Origin of the sequence: Flavobacterium sp. ACAM 123, from assembly GCF_000264055.1 — a bacterium.
In the GTDB taxonomy this organism is placed as follows: domain Bacteria; phylum Bacteroidota; class Bacteroidia; order Flavobacteriales; family Flavobacteriaceae; genus Flavobacterium.
The window spans coordinates 20,210-41,633 of record NZ_AJXL01000025.1 but is presented as its reverse complement, the minus strand read 5'-3'; the positions used below and the strand labels follow the sequence as shown (position 1 = coordinate 41,633).

Annotated in this window: 20 protein-coding genes and 2 pseudogenes; 12 read left to right on the top strand and 10 right to left on the bottom strand. The window is 35.4% G+C overall.

Translation table 11 applies throughout. From position 1 onward, the window contains the following. Positions 1-179 precede the first annotated feature (179 nt). The 6 genes from A3SG_RS0106535 to A3SG_RS0106510 all read right to left on the bottom strand — a co-directional run bounded on the left by A3SG_RS0106535 (position 180) and on the right by A3SG_RS0106510 (position 5,225). The gene (locus A3SG_RS0106535) at positions 180-677 is read right to left on the bottom strand and encodes a DUF6646 family protein (protein WP_016989225.1); all 498 of its coding nucleotides are present in this window, start codon (positions 675-677) and stop codon (positions 180-182) included. Between the two features lie 47 nt (positions 678-724). Next, the gene (locus A3SG_RS0106530; protein WP_016989224.1) at positions 725-1,450 is read right to left on the bottom strand and encodes a metallophosphoesterase; all 726 of its coding nucleotides are present in this window, start codon (positions 1,448-1,450) and stop codon (positions 725-727) included. Positions 1,451-1,935: 485 nt separating this feature from the next. Continuing rightward, complete coding sequence (locus A3SG_RS21530; RefSeq protein ID WP_016989222.1) at positions 1,936-2,112, bottom strand: hypothetical protein; 177 nt, start codon at positions 2,110-2,112, stop codon at positions 1,936-1,938. Between the two features lie 47 nt (positions 2,113-2,159). Next, a complete protein-coding gene (locus A3SG_RS0106520; RefSeq protein WP_016989221.1) occupies positions 2,160-3,299 on the bottom strand; it encodes an ATP-binding protein in 1,140 nt (379 codons plus the stop codon). Positions 3,300-3,524: 225 nt separating this feature from the next. Further along, the gene (locus A3SG_RS0106515) at positions 3,525-4,277 is read right to left on the bottom strand and encodes an SDR family NAD(P)-dependent oxidoreductase (protein WP_016989220.1); all 753 of its coding nucleotides are present in this window, start codon (positions 4,275-4,277) and stop codon (positions 3,525-3,527) included. Between the two features lie 75 nt (positions 4,278-4,352). Then, complete coding sequence (locus tag A3SG_RS0106510; protein ID WP_016989219.1) at positions 4,353-5,225, bottom strand: aldo/keto reductase family oxidoreductase; 873 nt, start codon at positions 5,223-5,225, stop codon at positions 4,353-4,355. Between the two features lie 212 nt (positions 5,226-5,437). Between A3SG_RS0106510 and A3SG_RS19260 the strand changes: the two are divergent. The 9 genes and pseudogenes from A3SG_RS19260 (at position 5,438) to A3SG_RS0106465 (ending at position 15,237) form a co-directional block, all read left to right on the top strand. Next, a pseudogene (locus tag A3SG_RS19260) lies at positions 5,438-6,443 on the top strand (AAA family ATPase). A gap of 80 nt (positions 6,444-6,523) precedes the next feature. Further along, complete coding sequence (locus tag A3SG_RS0106500; RefSeq protein ID WP_029596650.1) at positions 6,524-7,387, top strand: DUF58 domain-containing protein; 864 nt, start codon at positions 6,524-6,526, stop codon at positions 7,385-7,387. A 261-nt stretch (positions 7,388-7,648) separates the two neighbouring features. After that, entirely contained in the window at positions 7,649-9,286 is a 1,638-nt protein-coding gene (locus A3SG_RS0106495) for a hypothetical protein (protein ID WP_029596649.1), read from the top strand. Beyond that, complete coding sequence (locus tag A3SG_RS0106490; protein ID WP_016989216.1) at positions 9,286-10,287, top strand: vWA domain-containing protein; 1,002 nt, start codon at positions 9,286-9,288, stop codon at positions 10,285-10,287. The genes A3SG_RS0106495 and A3SG_RS0106490 overlap by 1 nt, the downstream gene beginning before the upstream one ends. Before the next feature lie 158 nt (positions 10,288-10,445). Beyond that, positions 10,446-10,736 (top strand): annotated as a pseudogene (locus tag A3SG_RS19255) (GxxExxY protein); the annotation flags it as partial. Positions 10,737-10,784: 48 nt separating this feature from the next. Next, the gene (locus A3SG_RS0106480) at positions 10,785-11,819 is read left to right on the top strand and encodes a VWA domain-containing protein (RefSeq protein WP_016989214.1); all 1,035 of its coding nucleotides are present in this window, start codon (positions 10,785-10,787) and stop codon (positions 11,817-11,819) included. A 53-nt stretch (positions 11,820-11,872) separates the two neighbouring features. Next, positions 11,873-12,616 (top strand): tetratricopeptide repeat protein, encoded by a 744-nt coding sequence (locus tag A3SG_RS0106475; protein WP_016989213.1) that lies wholly within the window; start codon positions 11,873-11,875, stop codon positions 12,614-12,616. An 89-nt stretch (positions 12,617-12,705) separates the two neighbouring features. Further along, a complete protein-coding gene (locus tag A3SG_RS0106470; RefSeq protein ID WP_016989212.1) occupies positions 12,706-14,454 on the top strand; it encodes a BatD family protein in 1,749 nt (582 codons plus the stop codon). A gap of 39 nt (positions 14,455-14,493) precedes the next feature. Next, on the top strand, positions 14,494-15,237 hold the full coding sequence (locus tag A3SG_RS0106465) for a tetratricopeptide repeat protein (RefSeq protein WP_016989211.1): 744 nt from the start codon (positions 14,494-14,496) through the stop codon (positions 15,235-15,237). A gap of 54 nt (positions 15,238-15,291) precedes the next feature. Here the strand turns inward: A3SG_RS0106465 and A3SG_RS0106460 are convergent, their stop codons facing one another. Continuing rightward, a complete protein-coding gene (locus A3SG_RS0106460) occupies positions 15,292-15,807 on the bottom strand; it encodes a CvpA family protein (RefSeq protein WP_029596648.1) in 516 nt (171 codons plus the stop codon). Between the two features lie 224 nt (positions 15,808-16,031). Here A3SG_RS0106460 and A3SG_RS0106455 point away from each other — a divergent pair, with 224 nt between their 5' ends. The 3 genes from A3SG_RS0106455 to A3SG_RS0106445 all read left to right on the top strand — a co-directional run bounded on the left by A3SG_RS0106455 (position 16,032) and on the right by A3SG_RS0106445 (position 18,086). After that, positions 16,032-16,388 (top strand): hypothetical protein, encoded by a 357-nt coding sequence (locus A3SG_RS0106455; protein WP_016989209.1) that lies wholly within the window; start codon positions 16,032-16,034, stop codon positions 16,386-16,388. 114 nt (positions 16,389-16,502) lie between these two features. Continuing rightward, complete coding sequence (pheS, locus tag A3SG_RS0106450; protein WP_029596647.1) at positions 16,503-17,522, top strand: phenylalanine--tRNA ligase subunit alpha; 1,020 nt, start codon at positions 16,503-16,505, stop codon at positions 17,520-17,522. A gap of 156 nt (positions 17,523-17,678) precedes the next feature. Beyond that, positions 17,679-18,086, top strand: a complete 408-nt coding sequence (locus tag A3SG_RS0106445; RefSeq protein ID WP_016989207.1) for a hypothetical protein — start codon at positions 17,679-17,681, stop codon at positions 18,084-18,086. A gap of 95 nt (positions 18,087-18,181) precedes the next feature. On the opposite strand, the gene A3SG_RS0106440 is transcribed toward A3SG_RS0106445, so the two are convergent. The 3 genes from A3SG_RS0106440 to A3SG_RS0106430 all read right to left on the bottom strand — a co-directional run bounded on the left by A3SG_RS0106440 (position 18,182) and on the right by A3SG_RS0106430 (position 21,424). After that, positions 18,182-18,934 (bottom strand): DUF6503 family protein, encoded by a 753-nt coding sequence (locus tag A3SG_RS0106440; protein ID WP_016989206.1) that lies wholly within the window; start codon positions 18,932-18,934, stop codon positions 18,182-18,184. Between the two features lie 39 nt (positions 18,935-18,973). Further along, positions 18,974-19,969 (bottom strand): NAD(P)H-dependent glycerol-3-phosphate dehydrogenase, encoded by a 996-nt coding sequence (locus A3SG_RS0106435; protein WP_016989205.1) that lies wholly within the window; start codon positions 19,967-19,969, stop codon positions 18,974-18,976. A 297-nt stretch (positions 19,970-20,266) separates the two neighbouring features. Next, positions 20,267-21,424, bottom strand: coding sequence for an iron-containing alcohol dehydrogenase (locus A3SG_RS0106430; RefSeq protein ID WP_016989204.1), 1,158 nt, complete (start codon positions 21,422-21,424; stop codon positions 20,267-20,269).

The following is a 21,424-nucleotide window of genomic DNA, read 5'->3' as shown; positions in this document are numbered from 1 at the left end:
AAAGATGGTACATACTAAAACCAGAATTATTCAAAATAACACCCGATGAATTTAAAAATAATATCCTAATTTTACAATCTGATTTAATCAACTTGCATCAATAACGTTGTGAAACTCGACAACTATGCAATCTTAATATAGTACAATGTAATTGGATTATATTGAATTCACAATCGGTATTACAAATTAAATGATGCTCCAATGTTTAAAACAAATTGATTATTTAAACGGTCAAATCCAGTTCCGTTTTTGTCGTATTTGGCGATTGGTATGCCAACTTCTCCAAATACTCCAAAACCATCAGTAAAGAAATAACGAAAACCAAGATGTGCACCAAAGTTATGCAGACCTAAATCCAAACCCGGATAAATATCCATGTGTGGCTCCATTTTCAATACATTCCCTAAATTAGCATTAAAGCGTGCTTTCAAATCTACCCGTTGTACAAAATCCGGAATGTTTCCAAATTCATCTTCGTTAACCGACAATAAATAGTTAGCGGTTAGTCCCAAGGACATGTTTTCACCAATACCAAAGTCAGAAGATAAAAAGATACCTGTTCCTCCTTCTTGGATATTTAAACCCACCTGACCTTTCACATCTCCATTTCCCTTGAATGCTTGCGCGCTTGTAAGCCAAACGGAGGATAGTAATAATAACGTAATGACTTTTTTCATATTTATAGATGTTTAAAGCTATTCCGACAAAATTGCCGTATTAAATTTTAATTTCTTCCCTTTTCGTCAAAATACAAAGTGCTTAAGGGTTCGCTTTGCCAGAATTCCTTTGTGTCCACATCTAGTATGGTTAAAGGCCCTTTAAAAGCGGCTCCTGTATCTATATTCCAGACACAAGCTTTTTGTACGGGTTCTGTTTTGCCAATTCGGGTCACAGGGGTGTGTCCGATATAGATTTCATCATACAGCGTCAATCGTTTCGGATAAAAAAAATCGTTAGGTTTAATTCGTTGGTCTAAGGAAAGTGCCGTTTCCCATAAGGTTCTGTCCCAGTAAAATAACTTGGAAAAAAATTCATAAGCGACCCCATTCACGTTCGTAAATCCGGCATGAACAAAAAGGCGATTTTTAGAGTCAAGATGATAATCTTTTAACGAGAGCAAAAAGTCAACGTGTAATTGTTTTGTAATGGCATCTACTTTTTGATACGCTAAAACGGTTGCTTCGCCGCCATGCTTGTACCACATAAGATTGTCTTTGCTGTCTTTTAGCCAATGCAATAATAATTCATCGTGATTACCGCGAATAAAAACGCAGTTGTTTGTGGTATTCAATTCAATCAAGTAATTAAGGACCTGTGGCGATTGGCTCCAGCCATCTACGTAATCACCTAAAAAAATCAGGGAGTCTTCTGCGGTAACCTTGGCTCTTTCCATGATTTGGTGTAGTGCACGTAAGCCTCCGTGTATGTCCCCTATAACTAATGTTCTCATTTTGTGTATTGTCAATCTGGATTATAAAAAACAACAACCCTGCTGTTTTTCTAATCCATAAAAATAAGGAAAAGAGTTGGGAAGTGAGAATTTTTAGTTAATTTTTTATTTTAAAAATAAATGCGAGCGGGAAGTAGCATGCGAAATAAAATAACTCTCATTGAGTTTGAAGGGTTTCATTGAAGGGTAATAATTTTCATATTGCAGTACCATGTCGGCTTTTCCCATGAGGAATATTAAAAAAAACGAAGCAGGAAAAAGTAGTTTGCAGAAAAAAGATGTTTGAAATCAAAGGGGAGTATGGTCTAAGATTAGAACGGAATAGGATATCGATTTGTTTTTTAAGGTATTGATTTTGAAATATAAAGGTTAATTTTTCATTATAAAAATATCACTAGTTTTAGTGATTGTTTACTGTATTTTTTTTCGGTAATTTTACGAAAACAAATTTTCAAGCAATGAATACACTTATCGTCTTATCGCTTTTAATTATTCAAATGATTGCCAGCTTCATCAATGATTTTTTTGTTATCGCCTGTCATCTTTAAGACAAAGCGGTAGAAGGGACTTCTTTTTAAAGGAACATCATTAATATGATGTTTTCCTTCAAATACTGCAATATCTTTTTTAAATTCTAAAGCCTTGACTAACCCGAAAATCAAGTTGCTAAGTACGCTATCGTTGTTTCAGCCATTCTAGCTTAAATTTTTTAATGTACATCATACTTCATCTTTCTCAAAATCCGCATGGCCTCCTTAAAGGATAAGTATATTTGTGGAAAAGGCTTTAAAAGGGCCTTTGCATTTATCAGTTTTTCTTTTGCCTCCTCAAAACCGTTGAGGTAACAAATCATAAATGTGGAGGGTACATTTTCTAAGTCCTTATTTTCACTCGCTGTTAATGTTAGTCCTTTTTTTAGTTTTTCTAATACAGCAAGATTGGAGTTGTAAATGTGATAAAGCATTTTCCGACTGAATTCCGGTGGTTGGAACAACATCTCATTCTCTATTTTGTAATAGCCATTTTCATAAAAGTAGATGGTCTGTTTCTCTAAAGGGTAATAACTTGTTTTGTCATTGAGACCCAAAGAAAGATACTCAATAATGGTGAAAGTATCTTCGTCATATGTAATCGTAACTACATCTTGATCAGAATAAAACAATTTTATTTGTTCGTTTATCAGTTCAATGTCCACACGGGACAAAAACGTTTTGTCTCGCACTTTTTTTGGAGTTCCAGCCCAGCAAATAACAAATAATTCTTTGAAGACTTTGTACATGGGTGCCATGTCTTTATGGCGAAAATTCATAAAATCAAATACGCCGTCTAGTGTATATTTGATATTGTTTCTGGCATTATTCTCAATCCCGATTACGGTTTCCGAGTTTTGAAAATTCTTCTTAATTTTTTCTTCTGTCGGCATCGTGTTACTGCCGTGTCTAATAAATACGCTATTGATTGGAATAGTATGAATTCCTTTTTTAAAGTAGGAGGTATTGTTTTTTGGTTTTACGGTGACTAACCCAATCACTTTGTCTTTTGGTAAGTTTGGGAAAGGAACATTTTCATATTGAATTTTGGGCGGGTTTTCTAAATAGGCATTCACTAAATTCTGAATGTGGCTATCATCAAAAAAATCCACGCCCACAATTTCATTGTCTTGATCTTCGACACCTACAACAATATAAGAATTGTTGGCAGAGTTGGAATTCGATAAGGCACAAATGTGTTTTAAAAATTTTGCCTTTCCTTCACGAGTATGCAAATTCAACTGGCGCTTTTTGTCATAAAAGCTACTCTCATCATTTTGAGCGAGCAGATTTTTAATTAAAAGGCGCTTGTTGATCATTTAGATTACGATTATTATTATTTATTGACCCGTAGGCTGAAAAATATTTAAAAATTAAAACACATAGAAACATAGAAAAAATAATGAAAGTATAGTTTGCTTGACCTGTAGTCTCTATTTAAAAAGCTAAGTTTTACTTTAAAAAAAGTGAGACGTCGACAAAAATTAGAATATAAACTTTGTTTCTATGTGCTTAAAAAAGCTAATTACATCAAATGCTTTGCTTTAATTCTTTTTTATAATCGTCGAAGAAGCTTGTGCAGTACTCATTAGTACTAAATCGGCGATATTGACATGATATGGTCTTGATACTACAAAGTGAATGATATCTGCAATATCTTCTGGTTGTAAGGGAGTGAACCCTTGGTACACTTTTTCGGCTCTATCGGTATTTCCTTTAAAACGCACTTCACTAAACTCAGTCTGCACCATTCCAGGATGAACTGCGCCCACTCGTATTCCGAACGGATTTAAATCCATTCGCATTCCTTGATTTAAGGCGTCAACCGCATGTTTTGTGGCACAATACACATTCCCGTTTGGATATACTTCTTTTGCGGCAGTCGAGCCGATATTGATAATGTGACCTGATTTTCTTTCAACCATTTGGGGGATGATGGCTTTCGAAACATACAACAAGCCTTTTATGTTGATATCAATCATGGCGTCCCAATCGTCTAAATCTCCATTTTGAATGGGATCTAAGCCATGCGCATTTCCGGCATTGTTAATAAGAATGTCGATGGCAGAAAAGGTTTCAGGTAAAGAGGCGATGCTGTCTGAAACTGCTTTTTTATCGCGTACATCAAAAAGTAACGTGTGCACTTCTGTCAGTTTAGAAAGTTTTTTTTCAAGTTCGGCCATTCGGTCTTCACGTCTTCCACAAAGGATAATTTTATAATTGTTTTTTGCTAAGATTTCGGCGGTTGCCTTGCCGATTCCGCTAGTTGCACCGGTTATTAGGGCTGTTTTACTCATGGTTTGTTTTTTCTGTAGAAATCAGTACTATTGGATTTCATTATTACTTTTTTCGAATTTTAATTTACACTCAATCTAAGGTACATCCTCGCCCATGCTTTCTGCCCAGATAGCAAACCAATCTTCTTTTTCAAGGTCTAATTCGACTGCTTTCATCAACGACTGTATTCTGGCAACATTTACCGTGCCTGCAATGGGAATCACTTTGGCTGGATGTTGTAAAACCCAAGAGAGTAAAATCGTATCGGCACCCAAATTGTATTTTGAAGCCAAGGTTGCTAATATTTTTTTCAACCGATGGGTTTGCGGAATGTCTTCTTTAAAAACAAATCCTAACGGATTCCATGACATCGGACGAATGTTATTTAGTTGCATATAGTCAAAACTCCCATCGAGCATAGGTTCAAAATTAGTCGCTGAAAACTGTACTTGATTGTAGGCGACTTCTGTTTTGTGACGAATCAATTCGGTTTGGGAATTGGTAAAATTAGAGAGTCCAAAGTCGACTATTTTCCCCTCTGATTTTAGTTTTTCTACCGCTTCGGCAATTTCATCTGACTGCATCAATGGACTTGGTCTGTGTAACAAAAATACATCTAAATAATCAGTCTCTAAATTCTTTAACGATTGTTCAACGGACCAGATAATGTGTGACTTAGAGTAGTCGTAATGTTTGATTTTGTTGTCTCGGTTTTCAGCTAGCATTTGGATCCCACATTTGGATATCAGTTGTATTGTTTCTCTGGCTATTTTGCTCGAAGTAAACGCTTTTCCAAATTCTGCTTCAGTGGTGTAAGATCCATAAATATCTGCATGGTCAAAGCTGGTGATTTTGTTTTCTAAACAGACATGAATCATGTTTAGCATTTCCTTTGAAGTTAGGTTTCTATCCCAAACTCCCCAATTCATAGTGCCTGCGATAATGGGCGATAATGTCGTTTTGCTCATGGTTTTTAATTTTTACTGAAACGCGTAATTTTCTTATTTCAAAGTATATTTTCCAAAGTTCTTAAAAATATAAAAATTGTATCATAATTCGACCATAAAATTGGCGCTTTATTCGAAGTTTTAACCATTTTTTAACATCTTACCTCTAAAAAATAATTCAATTTGCACTCTCAAATAGGAGGCATTAAATTCAAGGTTTTAAATAAAACGATATGGAAGAAAATACATCGACTTTAGACATTAGAGCAATCAATGAAAAAATAGAAAGAGAGAGCGCATTTATCGATCTCTTGACAATGGAAATGAATAAAGTGATTGTGGGTCAAAAGCACATGATTGAGAGATTATTGATTGGACTTCTTGGACAAGGGCATATTTTGCTGGAAGGTGTTCCAGGATTAGCAAAAACATTAGCCATAAACACACTTTCCCAGGCAATACACGGATCGTTTAGTAGAATACAGTTTACACCGGATTTATTGCCGGCAGATGTTGTGGGAACAATGATTTACAACATTAAACAAAATGAATTCTCCAATAAAAAAAGGGCCTATTTTTGCCAATTTCGTTTTAGCAGATGAGATTAATCGTGCACCAGCTAAGGTACAATCCGCATTATTAGAAGCCATGCAGGAAAAACAAGTGACTATTGGTGATACTACTTTTAAACTGGAAAGACCTTTCTTGGTATTGGCAACTCAAAATCCAATTGAACAAGAAGGAACTTACCAACTTCCAGAAGCGCAAGTCGATCGTTTTATGTTGAAAACGGTTATTGACTACCCTAAAATGGATGAAGAGCGCATGGTTGTTCGTCAAAACTTAAAAGGAAGCTACGAGAAAGTAAATCAAGTTGTTTCGGTAGAACAAATTCTACGAGCACAGGAAGCGGTGCGCGAAGTATACATGGATGAAAAAATCGAGAAATACATACTTGATATTGTTTTTGCCACGCGATACCCAGAAAAATATAAACTCGCCGAGCTGAAACCGTTAATCAGTTTTGGAGCTTCTCCACGTGGTAGTATCAATTTAGCCAATGCGGCCAAATGTTATGCTTTTATAAAACGTCGTGGTTACGTAATTCCGGAAGATGTGCGTGCGATTGTTCACGATGTACTGCGTCATAGAATTGGTATTACATACGAAGCGGAAGCGGAAAACATTACCTCTGTCGATATTATCAATAAAATTATAAATGAAGTAGAAGTACCATAATAGTTCATAGTACACAGTGATTAGTCCTTAGTTTTTACTTAGTGCTGATCACTAATGACTAATGATTAATGACTAAATATATGGATACAAAAGAGCTGTTAAAAAAAGTACGAAAAATAGAGATTAAAACCCGAAGATTGAGTGATCATATCTTTTCAGGAGAATATCATACCTCATTCAAGGGGCGCGGCATGACTTTTAGTGAAGTACGACAGTACCAATATGGGGATGATATCCGTGCGATTGACTGGAATGTGACGGCACGTTACAACGAAGCCCACGTAAAAGTCTTTGAAGAAGAACGCGAATTGACTATGATGCTGATGGTGGACATTTCAGGGTCGGAAAGTTTTGGTTCTAAGAACCAATTCAAAAAAGATATTGTTACGGAAATCGCTGCAACCATGGCTTTTTCTGCTACACAGAATAATGATAAAATAGGGTTGATTTTATTTTCAGACCAAATCGAATTATATATTCCGCCAAAGAAAGGGAGGTCACACGTTTTGCGTATTATTCGTGAATTGATAGAGTTTGAACCTAAAAGCCTTAAAACGGATATTGCTCAAGCCTTAAAGTTTTTATCAAGCACTCAGAAGAAGAAGGCGATCGTATTTGTTATCTCTGATTTTATGGCGGAGGATTATGAGCATACGTTGAAAATCGCAGCTAAAAAACATGATATTACAGGAATTCGGGTGTATGACGTTCGCGAACAAAAAATGCCGGATATAGGTATGGTGTCGATGCTCGATGCTGAAACAGGGGAAACGCAATTAATTGATACCGGTTCAAAAACAATTCGATTCAATTACGAGAAACATTACAATGAGAAATTAAATTATTTCAAGGATACATTCAGTAAGTCAGGTTCCGGGGTTGTAAATACCAGGGTTGACGAAAGCTATGTGACTAAATTATTAAGCTACTTTAAATCAAGGTAACGATCAAAGATTTTTGGTCAAAGATTTAAGATCTTGTATTAAAGAGGAACAAACAGATTTTAGAAGACCAGTTGATAGATTTTGCAGCTTGAATTATTAACGTTGCTAATAATTTTGAAAAAAATATTCGGGAAATCACTTTGCAGGCCAAATAGTTCTTTTGGGAGCATTGCCAGCTTTAAATTCTGAAATCAAAAATTGCTAATCTGTACCCGAGCTTTTGCAAACTGGCGGGGCAATCGAAAATCAAAAAACGGAAACATTATACATGAAAAATATTTTTATTTACTTTTATTGATTCTATCTACTTCCGTTTTTGCTCAGCAAAAGCGAGTAGAGACTAGTATAGACACGACTAAGAACAAAATTGGAGCCGAGTTTAAATTGACGGTAAAAACGTCGGTAGACACCCTTTCTAAAGTTAAATTTCCAAATCTCAAAAACATAGGAGCTCTCGAAGTAATTCGGTCTTATCCCATAGACACGGTCAAAAATAACGATCGTTACGAATTAATTAAGAAATACGGATTAACACAGTTTGATTCCGGGAAATATACCATTCCGAGTATAAAGATTTTCATCAATAATAAGTCGTATTTGACAGATTCAATTTCGGTTGAAGTAGCTAATGTTGCCGTGGATACTTTAAAACAAAAGATGTATGACATTAAAGACATCGTTCCAGTAAAGGGCTCGATAGGTGACTGGTGGAAATACCTTTTGTTAGCAACGCTGATTATTGGAGTTGGAGCAGTAGTGTATTGGTTTGTTAAAAGAAAACAAAAGAAAAAAATTGAAGAAGAGGTGTACAGAACACCAATAGAAAGAGCAACTAGCTTACTGAACACCTTAGAACAAAAGGAGCTTTGGCAAAAAGGAGAAGTGAAAGCCTACTACAGTGAATTGACAGATATTGCCCGTAACTATATTGAAGAGGCAATAGATATTCCTGCGATGGAAAGCACTACCTCCGAGTTAATTACGGGTCTTAGAGCGGCCTCGGTGAGAAAGAAAATGACAGTTTCGCAAGAGACCATAGAGAATTTAGAACGCGTTTTAAAACAAGCCGATTTAGTGAAATTTGCCAAATCTAAACCCTTAGATTACGAGATTACAGAGGATCGAAATAAACTACAAAAGGCAATTCTCACATTGGACAGTTCAATTCCGGTAGAAATTGAAATCGAAGAGGATGCTTTGCTGAATGAAGTACAAAAACAAAAACAGATTCAGATCTTATTAAAGAAAAAGAGAAGCAAACGCATTCTTATTGCAATAGCTTCTGTGGTTTTCTTATTGTTAGCAACGACTACTTATTTCATTGCGACTAAAGGATTTGATTATGTTAAAGACACTATAATTGGGCACCCCACAAAAGAATTGCTCGAGGGAGAATGGATAAAAAGCACCTATGGAAACCCTGGGATCGCCATCGAAACCCCGAAAGTGCTTAAAAGAATTGATTTAACAAAATCGCTTCCTAAAAACGGATTACAGCTGGTTAAAGAAATGCAGTCTTTTGCCTACGGTAGTTTTATGGATAACTTTTATCTGATGGTTTCTACTATTAAATATAAACAGGAAGCAGAAATTGATTTGAAGAAATCAATGGAAGTTACCTTGCAGACATTAGAATCACAAGGAGCACAAAATATGATTGTGAAACAAGAAGATTTTGAAACCGAAGAAGGAGTCAGCGGTATAAAATCATACGGGACGTTTTCGAGATTCAATATGGATTCTAAAAGCAGCGAAAAGCTCTATTATGAAGTAGTGTTATTCAGTCAAGAAGGCGGATTGCAGCAAATCATGATTTTTCACGAAGAAGAAGATTCGTATGCGAATGAAATAGCATATCGAGTTTTGAGCTCTGTCGAATTAATACAAGTAAGTAAATAATGGGAAATATCACATTTTTAAATCCTGAGTTTTTCTGGTTGTTTCTTTTAATACCAATGGCGATAGTGTGGCTGGTTTTAAAAAGAAACCAGCAATCAGCAACTTTGAAAATAAGTTCAATTAAGGGGTTTAAATCTTCGGAATCTTTATTGGCAAAGCTAAAACCTTATTTGAGCGTATTAAGATTAGTTGCGTTGAGTTCTTTGATTGTGGCTATGGCTAGACCAAGAACAGTGGACATAAGCAATAAAACAAAAACGACAAAAGGGATAGACATTGTTATGGCAGTCGATGTATCAGGTAGTATGCTTGCCAAAGATTTGAAGCCTAACAGAATGGAAGCGTTGAAAAGGGTGGCCGCTGATTTTGCAGATGAAAGACCCAACGACAGGATAGGACTTGTTGTGTATGCTTCTGAGGCCTATACAAAAACACCAGTCACCAGCGATAAAGCAGTGGTTCTGGAGGCCATTAGAAGCATAAAATACGATAATGTATTACAGGACGGAACCGGAATAGGAATGGGATTGGCTACAGCGGTAAACCGTTTAAAAGACAGCAAAGCCAAGAGTAAAGTGATTATCCTGTTGACAGATGGAGTGAACAATGCTGGTTTTATTGAACCGGAAACGGCAGCAGATATTGCGAAGCAATACGGTATAAAAGTATATACCATTGGAATTGGGACAAACGGGATGGCAGAGTTCCCCTACGCAGTGGGCGCAAACGGTCAGTTTTTATTCCAAATGATGAAAGTCGAAATTGATGAAAAACTGATGAAAAGTATCGCCAATAAAACCGAAGGACGCTACTTTAGAGCAACAAGTAATACTAAACTCGCTGAAATTTACGGCGAAATCAATAAGCTAGAAACGACCGAAGTTGAGGAGTTAAAATTTTACGACTATGATGAGAAATACAGACCTTTTGTTTGGCTTGCGGTATTTTTATTGTTAGCTGAGATTGTTTTGAGGAACACGGTTTACAGAAGCTTTATTTAGTTTTTTAAACACTAAGGTCACTAAGAAGTCGCGAAGGTCACTAAGTTTAAAAGTTAATTAGATGAAAAATGGATGAAAATGAAATATCAAAAATTGTTTTTGGATGTGAATTAAAACTTCATAAAATTTTAGGACCGGGTTTATAGGAAAGCGCATATGAAGATTGTTTATTTTATGAACTTAAAAAGTTTGGTTTAAACATTGAAAAACAAAAAGCTTTGCCTTTGATATATGAAGAGGTCAAATTTGATGTTGGTTATAGAATAGATATTATCATAGAAAATAAATTTATTGTTGAAGTTAAATCGGTCGAATCGCTGAATGATGTTCATTTAGTTCAACTGTTGACTTATTTAAGATTGTCAAACTGTAAATTAGGATTATTAATTAATTTTGATTTCAGTTTATTAAAGAATGGTGTCAAAAGAGTAATAAATGGGATTTTATAGATGGACACTAAATATAGTTATAGTGCCCTTCGTGGTTAAAAAAGAAATATGGAATTAGACGAAATAAAATATTTATACTTACTTTTTTTACTGCCGTTAGTGGTGGTGTTATTCCTTTTCAATTCCTATTGGAAAAGAAAAAAGCAACGTGAATTTGGGGATTTAGAAATTATAAAAAAACTAAGTCCAGAACGTTCTGTTTTCAAACCTATTTTTAAACTGGTTGTGATTCTTTCAGCTTTGGCAGGATTGATCTTTGGATTGGTAAACCCAAAAATTGGGACTAAAATGGAGACAGTGAAACGAGAGGGAATTGATATCGTTTTTGCGATGGATGTATCCAAAAGTATGCTCGCTGAAGATGTTGCTCCAAGCCGATTAGAAAAAAGTAAACAGATCGTTTCACAAATTATCAATCAATTGGGGAATGACAGAATAGGGATTGTAGCTTATGCTGGTAGTGCTTTTCCGGTGTTGCCGATTACTACTGATTATAGTGTGGCAAAAATGTTTCTGCAAAGCATGAATACCGAAATGGTGTCTTCTCAAGGAACCTCCTTAGATGAAGCTATAAAACTGTCTTCTACTTATTTTGACGACAAGAGCAAAACCAGTAAGTTGCTGATTCTGATTTCTGACGGAGAAGACCATTCTGAAGGTGCGCAAGCAGCTGCAGAAGAAGCGAATAAGCAGGGAATGAGAATCATTACCATCGGGATAGGAACAGAAAAAGGAGGGACTATTCCCTTAAAGAAAAACGGTGTCATAGAAGGTTACCAAAGAGACAACAATGACGAAGTTGTTGTGACAAAATTGAACCGCGCCAGTCTAGAGACGATTGCTAAAGCGACAAAAGGTGGTTATATCAATGGGAATAACACTAAAGAAGTGCTAACATCTATCAAGAGCTCGTTAGACAATATTCAAAAAACCGAATTTGAGTCTACGCAAATGGCCGACTTTCAATCTCAGTTTCAATGGTTTCTTGGATTTGCATTCGTTTTGTTGTTTTTGGATCTGTTTTTGCTGGAAAAGAAAACCAATTGGGTGAGCAAGTTGAATTTATTTAATGAAGGAAAATAAATGTCTGTTTCTTGAGGTGTCGAACTTGTTAGGAATAGCATAATTTAATAAAAATGAAGAATTTTAAAAAATATATATTTACGTCTTTTTCGCTTCTCTTTTTAGGGCTGGTAGGAGCATTAGCACAAGAGAAAGATAAAAGTTTACCGATGGCAAACGCGGAATATGCAGACAATAAATTTGTTGATGCAGAAGCTAATTATAGGATTTCAAATTCAAAATTCCCAAATAGAACTGCTGCGCCTTATAATTTAGGAAATGCCATTTACAAACAGAACCAAGCGTCTGAAGCTAAATATGCTTATGCAAAAGCAATAAAAAACGCTAAATCAAGACCTCAAAAACACAAAGCCTACCATAATTTAGGGAACGTGTTCATGAAAGAAAAAAATTATACGCAAGCTGTCGAAGCCTATAAAGAGGCCTTGCGTAACAAACCTTCGGATGAGGAAACAAGATACAATTATGCATTGGCAAAAAAGATGCTGAAAGAAAATCCGCCTAAGGACGATAAAAAGGATAAGGATAAAAAAGATAAAGATAAAGACAAAAAAGATCAAGACAAAAAAGATCAGGACAAGAAGGACGATGATAAAGATAAGGATAAAAAAGACGGAAAGAACAAGGATGATAAACCCGAAGATCAGCAAAAACCAAAACCAAAACCAGGCGAAATTTCTAAACAGCGATTAGAAAATCTTTTGGACGCGGTGAACAACGAAGAAAAGAAAATTCAAGATAAAGTGAATGCTCAAAAAGTAAAAGGAAAACCAACAAAAACGGAGAAAGATTGGTAATTCAGGTTTGTTTGCGGTAGGAATCAGAATGCGGTAATAAAACAGAGAATATAATAAAGCCAAAAGGAAAGATAAGGATTGAATAAAAGATGAAAAGATATTTAATTTTAATACTATTTAGTTTTCAAGGACTTTTAGCTCAAGTACAGTTTGACGCTAAAGTAAGTAAATCCACGCTCGGCATAAACGAAAGACTGCGAGTTGACTTTGCCATGAATATTGATGGGGATAATTTTAATGAACCTTCTTTTGAGGGATTCAGGGTTATTGCTGGGCCCAGTCAACAAGTGAGTCAATCTTGGATTAACGGAAGAAGTACCTTTGAAAAAGCATACTCTTATTACCTTGTACCCACTCAAAAAGGAAACCTAACGATCAAGCAGGCTACTATTGAATACAATGGGCAGGTATATAAAACCGCTCCAGTAAAAATAACAGTCACTGCTGCCGTTGAACAACCCAGAGACCCTAATGACACCAGTATTTCAGTAGATGATAACTTGCATTTAATAGCTGATATTTCTAAAACAAATCCTTATGTGAACGAGCCTATAACGGTGGTTTATAAATTGTATTTCAGTAATAATATTGGGATAAGCAATTTTAGAGAACTTAACAAACCAAAATACAATGACTTTTGGAGTCAAAACATTGAGATTAAACAACTGACTGCCGAAGAAGGGATGTTTAAAGGGGAGAATTATCGTTATATAGTACTTAAAAAAGCAGTTTTATATCCGCAAAAATCAGGGAAATTGACCATCGAGCCACTATCATTAGATATCGATGTGCAGTTGCCCACTAACCGTAGAGATGTTTATGGTCGTGTTGTGATTGCGGAGGATAGTAAAAGAGTGTCTGCAGGAGCTAAAACGATTACTGTAAGAGCACTTCCTGAAGAAGGAAAGCCAATTGATTTTTCAGGTGCTGTAGGTAATTTTGATTTTAAAGTGACACCCACAAAAACAAGTCTAAAAAACGGGGAAAGCCTTGATTTGATTGTTAGCGTAACTGGAAAAGGAAACATGAAGCTATTCAGTTTGCCAAAGCCCGTTGTCCCGAATGCATTAGAAATGTATGATCCGGTTCACAGTGAAAATTTGAACACCTCATTAGCGGGAACATCAGGAAAAATTTCTGATAGTTACACTATTATACCACAATACAAAGGAAATTACCCGGTAAAACCAATGCAGTTTTCTTATTTTGACCTTGGCTTAGGAAAATACAAAACCATAAGCGCACCGGAGGTCATGGTTACTGTTTTGGACGGGCCCACTGCAACCGAGGCAACTGCTGCGAATTCAGAAAAGGGTAAAAATAAAATTTCAAATTCAGAGCAATTTAAGTTCATTAAGTTGAAAACAAACTTGGTGGCTGTTGCTGAAGATGATTTCCTTGGTTCTAAATTGTTTTTTGGGTTATTGTTTTTTCCCTTTTTAATGCTCCCTGTCATTGTCTTGCTTAAGAAGAAAAAAGAAGCGATGGATGGAGATGTAATAGGGAATAGAGTGAGAAGAAACAATAAATTGGCTAAGAAATATTTGTCGCAAGCTAAAAAACAAATTAATAATAAAGAACCGTTTTATGTTGCCCTTGAAAAAGCAATGCATAACTTTTTGAAAGCTAAATTACATATCGAAACCTCAGAAATGAGTAAAGATAATATCAAGGAGCTTTTGTTGACTAGGAATGCAAATCCAGTGGCAGTGGATGATTTTATTACTTTGACTGAGAATTGTGAAGTTGCGAGATTTGCTCCCTCATCCAGTGCGACCATCCAAAAAGATTATGATAAAGCAGTGTCGATAATTTCTGATTTGGAAAAGCAGATATAACAATTGACAATAAATAATTTGTAATTGACCATTCGAAAAATGAAAAATATTTTTTATATATTGTTATTAACTACTCAAGTTTTCTTTGCCCAAAATGGCTTTGAAGAAGGGAATGCTTTATACAAAGCAGGGAAGTACGAGCAAGCCATCGACGCTTATGCAGGTGTGTTGAAAACAAATCAGCATTCTTCAGAATTGTATTTTAACCTCGGTAATTGCTATTATAAATTGAATAAAGTAGCACCGGCTATTTATAGCTATGAGAAGGCCTTAGTACTGAGTCCAAATGATAGGGAAGTCTTAAATAACCTGAAATTTGCTCAAAAGCGAACTATTGATGAAGTAAAAGTAATCCCAAAAGTAGGATTTGGAAAGTTGCTTCGTGATTTCACCGGAATTTACCATTACAATACTTGGGCCTGGATTGCGGTTGTATCGGCAATTTCTTTTTTATTAGTTTTTTTAGGCTATTATTTTTCAGAAACTACGGTGATTAAAAGAGTTTCATTTTTTGTAATGTTTGCACTTATTTTTGTTATTCTGATTGTGATTTCGTCTGCCATTTTTGAAAAAACCCATTACGATAATGAAAAACCGGCAATTGTTTTTGATGAAATAACAGAGATAAGAAGCGAGCCACAAAAAGGAAGTTCCGTTATTTTCATGCTTCATGAAGGGGCAAAAGTCTATGTTGAAGAAAAAGTGACCGGTTGGAAAAAAGTCCAGTTGACAGATGGTACGGAAGGATGGATTGCAAGTGACGCTATCAGGGAAGTGAAGTAGTTTATTTGTAGTAAGCCTTGCACTTATCGCATGCAAACACTTCAAAACCGGATACTATTCTGATTTCTTGGTTTCTTTAAACTCAGTATACCACTTCTCTAATGAAGGATAAATGTATTTTGAAACTTCTTGAATCGGATTGTAAAACAAGGATTTATTGAGTGTCTCCTCTTTAGCAATCATATTGTTTATATTGATTTTCTGAAAAAGATTAATGATTATGCTCAAGAGTAAAATTGTTTTTAGAATACTAAAAGCGCCTCCCGCTAATTTATTGAAAACACCTAAGAACGCAAAGTCCATGATTCCGGTTAGTAATTTTGCTACAATATGCACAGCTAAAACGACACCAATAAAAGTGAGGGCAAAAGCGGTGATTTCAATATATTTTGGAGACCAAGAAACATGATTAGCAAGTATTGCCCTTATCATATAAGAGCATTTTATTGCAATATAGATTCCTAAAATAAGTGAAATTAAGGAAGCCAGTTCAATAAAAAGCCCATTTTTAATGCCTGTAAATAAAGCATATAAGAGAAATGCACCCAAAACAATATCTAAAAAACGCATAGTTAAAGAATAAAGAAAATACAGCAAAGATAAAATAATAAAGAAAATAGAGGGATGTAGAATGAGAAAAGAAGCAAAAGCTAAAATCATTAAAAGAATAAAGAAAATAGAGAATAGAAAATCCCGAAGTCAAACACGTAGTTCTTATCTTTGCCAGAATTAAATTTTTAAAACCCAAAGGATAGAGTTTTTTCTCTTTATTCTTTATTCTATTTTCTAAATAAATGTCAAGAGACAATCAACTTAAAGAACGCTGGGAACAGCTTGTAGATATACTTTCCAATCAATTTTCTCAAGGAGAAGACCTAGATTTAGACGCCATCATTTACTTGATTGGGGTCCAGGAGCTAGGGAAAGTACATCGTGAATACAAAAAAGACGAAAAATTAAACCTGATGCATATTGCAATTTGCCGATTATTAGAACCTTACGGATTCTATGAATTCGAGTTTTTTGATGAGGACGGTTGGCCGCATTATAGTGTCAAAGAGGAGTTGCCAACACTTAAAGCAGGAGAGCAATCCGTTTTAATGAAAGAAGCTATTGTTAGTTATTTTATTGAAAGAGAGTTGATTAAGTAATCCTTTTGTGATAGAATAGCATGAACAGATGCAGCTACTGGTTAAACTTTGAACTTTAAACTTTAAACCTGAAACAAATTTTTGTAAATTTGCACTCTCAATTATTGCATGAAAATGATAGACAAGATAAAAGAATATATTGGGGAAGCGCAAGCATTCTCTACACAAGATAAAGCAGAATTAGAAGCATTCAGAATTAAATTTCTTGGTAGCAAAGGACTTTTAAAAGATCTTTTTGCTGAGTTCAAGAATGTGCCTAATGACCAAAAAAAAGAATTTGGACAGGTAATTAATTTGCTAAAATCTTCTGCTGAAGAAAAAGTAAAAAGCATCCAGGAAGCTTTTGAAAACAAAGAAGAAATTAAAGGGTTTTACGGTGATTTGACGCGTTCGTCTGAACCCATAACTATCGGCTCCCGTCACCCTATTTCATTGGTTAAAAACCAGATTATTGATATTTTTTCTAATATTGGTTTCAATGTTTCTGAAGGACCAGAAATTGAAGATGACTGGCATAATTTTACAGCATTAAACCTACCGGAATACCATCCGGCACGGGACATGCAAGACACCTTTTTCATCCAGACTGATCCAGATATTTTGTTGCGCACGCACACTTCATCGGTTCAGGTACGGTACATGGAGGAAAATAAACCACCTATCAGGACGATTTCTCCAGGAAGAGTTTTTCGTAACGAGGCCGTTTCGTCCCGTTCGCACTGTATTTTTCACCAAGTAGAAGGCTTGTATATTGATAAAGATGTTTCTTTTGCCGACTTGAAACAAACCTTGCTGCATTTTACTAAAGAGATGTTTGGAAAATCAAAAATACGCCTGCGACCCTCTTATTTTCCGTTCACGGAACCTAGTGCCGAAATTGATATTTATTGGGGTTTAAAAACCGAAACCGATCATAGAATTACCAAAGGAACCGGTTGGTTAGAAATTGGTGGATGTGGGATGGTAGATCCTAATGTCCTTAAAAATTGCGGTATCGACCCAGAAGAATACACTGGTTTCGCTTTCGGAATGGGAATTGAAAGAATCGCTATGTTGAACTATCAAATTGGTGATATTCGTATGTTCTATGAGAACGATGTGCGTTTTTTAGAGCAGTTTAAAGCCACTATTTAAAAATTTAAAAAAGATTTTGGATCTATTTCCAGCTATTCGTTACGATCTTTTTTTGTTTTAAAGAAAAACAAGAAAAGGATTTTCACTTCTATCTGGGCTAGGAATACTGAATTATACAATATAAGTGCTTCGAGACATCGAGGCAAAACAGGAGCAATGAAAAAAGATATTATTATCCCCGAAGTAGAGAACGTTTTCGTAGCCGCAGTCCAAGAATGGAGTGACGACTTTATGGAAAAAGTATGGTATGCTTATTTAGTGAATGATAGTGATTTTCTTATCGAAAGCGTGATGGTTGTTTCTAAAGCATTTGGAACCATTGATGGCGAAATGAAAAAAACATCATTATTGCGACATGCCTTTGTGGAAGTACCTCCAGTGTCGGTGGTAAAAATTGAAATGTTAGAAAAAAGCGTTTTAGTGCTCAACAATGAATTCATGGTTACCTTTTTCATTGAAGATAAATTACACGATAAAAAATTTGTATTTAAAGCGGATTCTATCAACGTAGCTTCGGTGGAAGAAGTGCCTATTTTATTTGTTGACGGAATTATCATAAGATAGCGATGTCCGGAATTATCATAAAAAAAGCAGCTATCCCTTTATTTGAAAGGAGATAGCTGCTTTTTATTTTTACTGCAAGAATTAGCGGACATTTTTTATAAATCGTTAACCTTTTTCAAGGTATCTGTCGCTAAATAGCTTCCGTCTTTGTTGAAGTACCAAACCCTAACTTTGGGTATTTTGATTCCAGAAAACTTTTCTTCGCCACTTAGAACGATATATTCACCATCATTTTTAGTTTCATCATGGTAAAACTGGTATATTTTTAAAGCATAAGTTTTAGGGTCAAAATAAAAATACCAGGAATCGCTACCTATACCCTCTTCGTATTTGACTTTTAAAACGAGATATTCCTTACCCAAAAAATTCTTTCTTTCTACCGCTGAATTAATAATGGTTCCGGGGTCTTTAAGCTTCATGGGTAACCCGTACAAGTAAGTATAGTAGTTTTGCATGAATTGAGCTCGTGCTTCGGTAAGATTAAAAGTCTTCACTTCCTCTTCGGTAAACTCCTTTTTACCATCCAGGCTAAATATGGATTTACCATTATTTACAACGTATTCAACTGTTTTGTCGTTTTTAACCGTGCTAAGTTTAAAATACTGATTTGTCAAATCAATACTTATTTCACTTATTCGCTCATTCCCGTTAGGCATTTCCATAACTACAGAAAGTTTGCCTTTAAAATTGTCCCAGTTGCCTTTTTGGTCGTGATAATGGATTGCTTTTCCCAATAATTCTTGTCCGCTAATCTCTTGAGCGGAAGCGTTGTAAAACGTCAAAAAACAGAATAAAAAAAGAGTGATGCTACAGAAAGCATTGCTTCTTTTAAGAAAAGGGATGGTCATATTATTTTACGGTTGAATTAAAAGAATAGTAAATATTGTTTAATCAAGTTTATCTGTCAATTTCTTGAAGACGGCTCTGGCGTCTTTTCCTTCATATAAAATCTCGTAAACGGCATCTATAATAGGCGTTTTTGCACCATAGCCTTGATTGAGTTTGTAAGCGCTTTTCGTGGCGTAATACCCCTCAGAAACCATGCTCATTTCCATCATGGCGCTTTTTACGGTGTATCCTTTTCCAATCATATTTCCAAACATCCTATTTCTGGAGAAAATAGAGTATCCGGTCACTAATAAATCACCTAAATAAGCCGAATCATTAATGTTACGCTTCATTTTATGGACTTTCTTGATGAATTTTTTCATCTCCCGAATTCCATTACTCATCAAAACGGACTGGAAATTATCTCCGTAGCCTAAACCGTGAGCCATTCCTGCAGCTATAGCATAAATATTTTTAAGCATCGCGGCGTATTCAGTTCCTATGATATCATCAGTAATCTTCGTTTTGATGTAATTCCCTGATAGATGTTCTGCTACTATTTTCGCTTTTTCGGCATCACCGCAGGCGATGGTCAGATAGGATAGACGCTCTAACGCCACCTCTTCAGCATGGCATGGACCTGTAATAACGCCAATGTTATGATAAGGGAGGTCATATTTAAAGTGAAAATGCTCTCCTACAATCATACTCGTTTCAGGAACAATTCCTTTGATAGCAGAGAAGATCACTTTGTCTTCTAGCGAAACAGTTAGTTTTTCCAATTCGCCATTTAAAAAAGCAGAAGGTATGGCGAAGATAATATAATCGGCATAGGCAACTGCTTCATTAATATCGCTTGTTAGCTTTAATTTTTTGGTATCAAATTCAACAGAACTTAAATAGTTTGGATTGTGTTTGTGTTTTTTTATGTGTTCAATTGCCGGTTCATTTCGCATATACCACGAAACTTCAGAAAGATTTACGCACAACATTTTTGTTATTGCTGTTGCCCAACTTCCACCGCCAATAACTGCAAATCTTATTTTTCCGTTCATCTGTTTATTAAATTTAACCAAAAGTACTTAAAAATGGATTGATTAAACAAAAAATAACAAGTCATACTGCAGGCTTTGCCATGAAAAAAAAGCAAAAAATTACAAAAAATTAAAACATATTATAAATTTATGCAATATAGATATTTATTTAACGTTATAACTCACTATAAATTAAGTTATTTAGCATTATATGAGATTTGAATTAGTTGGTTTTGTTTTGGTGTTAGCAAAAAAGGCGTCCTAGAATTTGATTCAAGAACGCCTTTTTATTATATGTCGGTTTTTCATTACTTTAAACTAGTAACTCATTTCAACGATAGATTTCACTTTGTCTAAGGTGATATTTTGCTTTTCGCCTAAACCTTTCCAACCTCTTTCGTCAAAACGGTTAACGATAAAATCAGCGGTTTTATCATAGTCTTTTGTGTAATCAGATAATTTAGTATCCATTCCCATGGTATGGAAAAATTCAACTGTTTTATTGATTGCCTCATTTGCGATCTCCTCGTCAGTTCCGGTTAGATGGAAAATACGTTTTCCGTATTGTGTCAGTTTTTCTTTTTTGGTTTCAAACATAACTTTGTATAAACTTGGTGCGATTACAGCTAAGGTACGTGCATGATCGATTCCATACATAGCAGTCAATTCATGACCAATCATATGGGTTGCCCAGTCGCTAGGTACCCCTTTTTGTATTAATCCGTTTAACGCCATAGTACAACTCCACATGAAGTTAGATGCTAAAGCATAATCTTTAGGGTTTTCTACCACCTTAGGACCAATTTCAATTAAGGTTTGTAGAATTCCTTCTGCAATTCTATCTTGTAAATATCCTTCATGCGGGTACGTTAAGTATTGTTCCATCACGTGAGTGTAAGCATCAACCACACCATTTTGCAATTGTCTCTTTGGTAAAGACTGAATTACTGTTGGGTCAGTTATAGAGAATTTCGGAAACAAAGCAGAACCACCGAATGCCAGTTTTTCTTTTGTCGCTTCAATAGTAACTACTGCACCAGAATTCATTTCGCTTCCTGTTGCTGGCAAAGTTAATACTGTTCCAAAAGGCACTGCGTTTTCTTTAATCAAGATGCGTTTTTGCAAAATCTCTATTGGGTCACCCTCATAATTAACAGCTCCAGAAATAAATTTCACACCGTCAATTACTGATCCACCACCTACTGCAAGTATGAAATCTATTTTTTGTTCTTTAACGATAGCAACCGCCTTTATTAAAGTTTCAAAATGTGGATTAGCTTCAATTCCGCTAAACTCGACAATTTCGTGTCCTTTAAGGTTATTGATTACTTGTTCGTGAATCCCGTTTTTAAATATACTGCCGCCTCCGTAGGCTAATAATATCTTAGCTCCTTTTGGTACAAGATCTCCTAGTTTTTCTATTTGTCCCTTTCCGAATACAAGATTCGTAGGGTTATATAATTCAAAATTTAACAT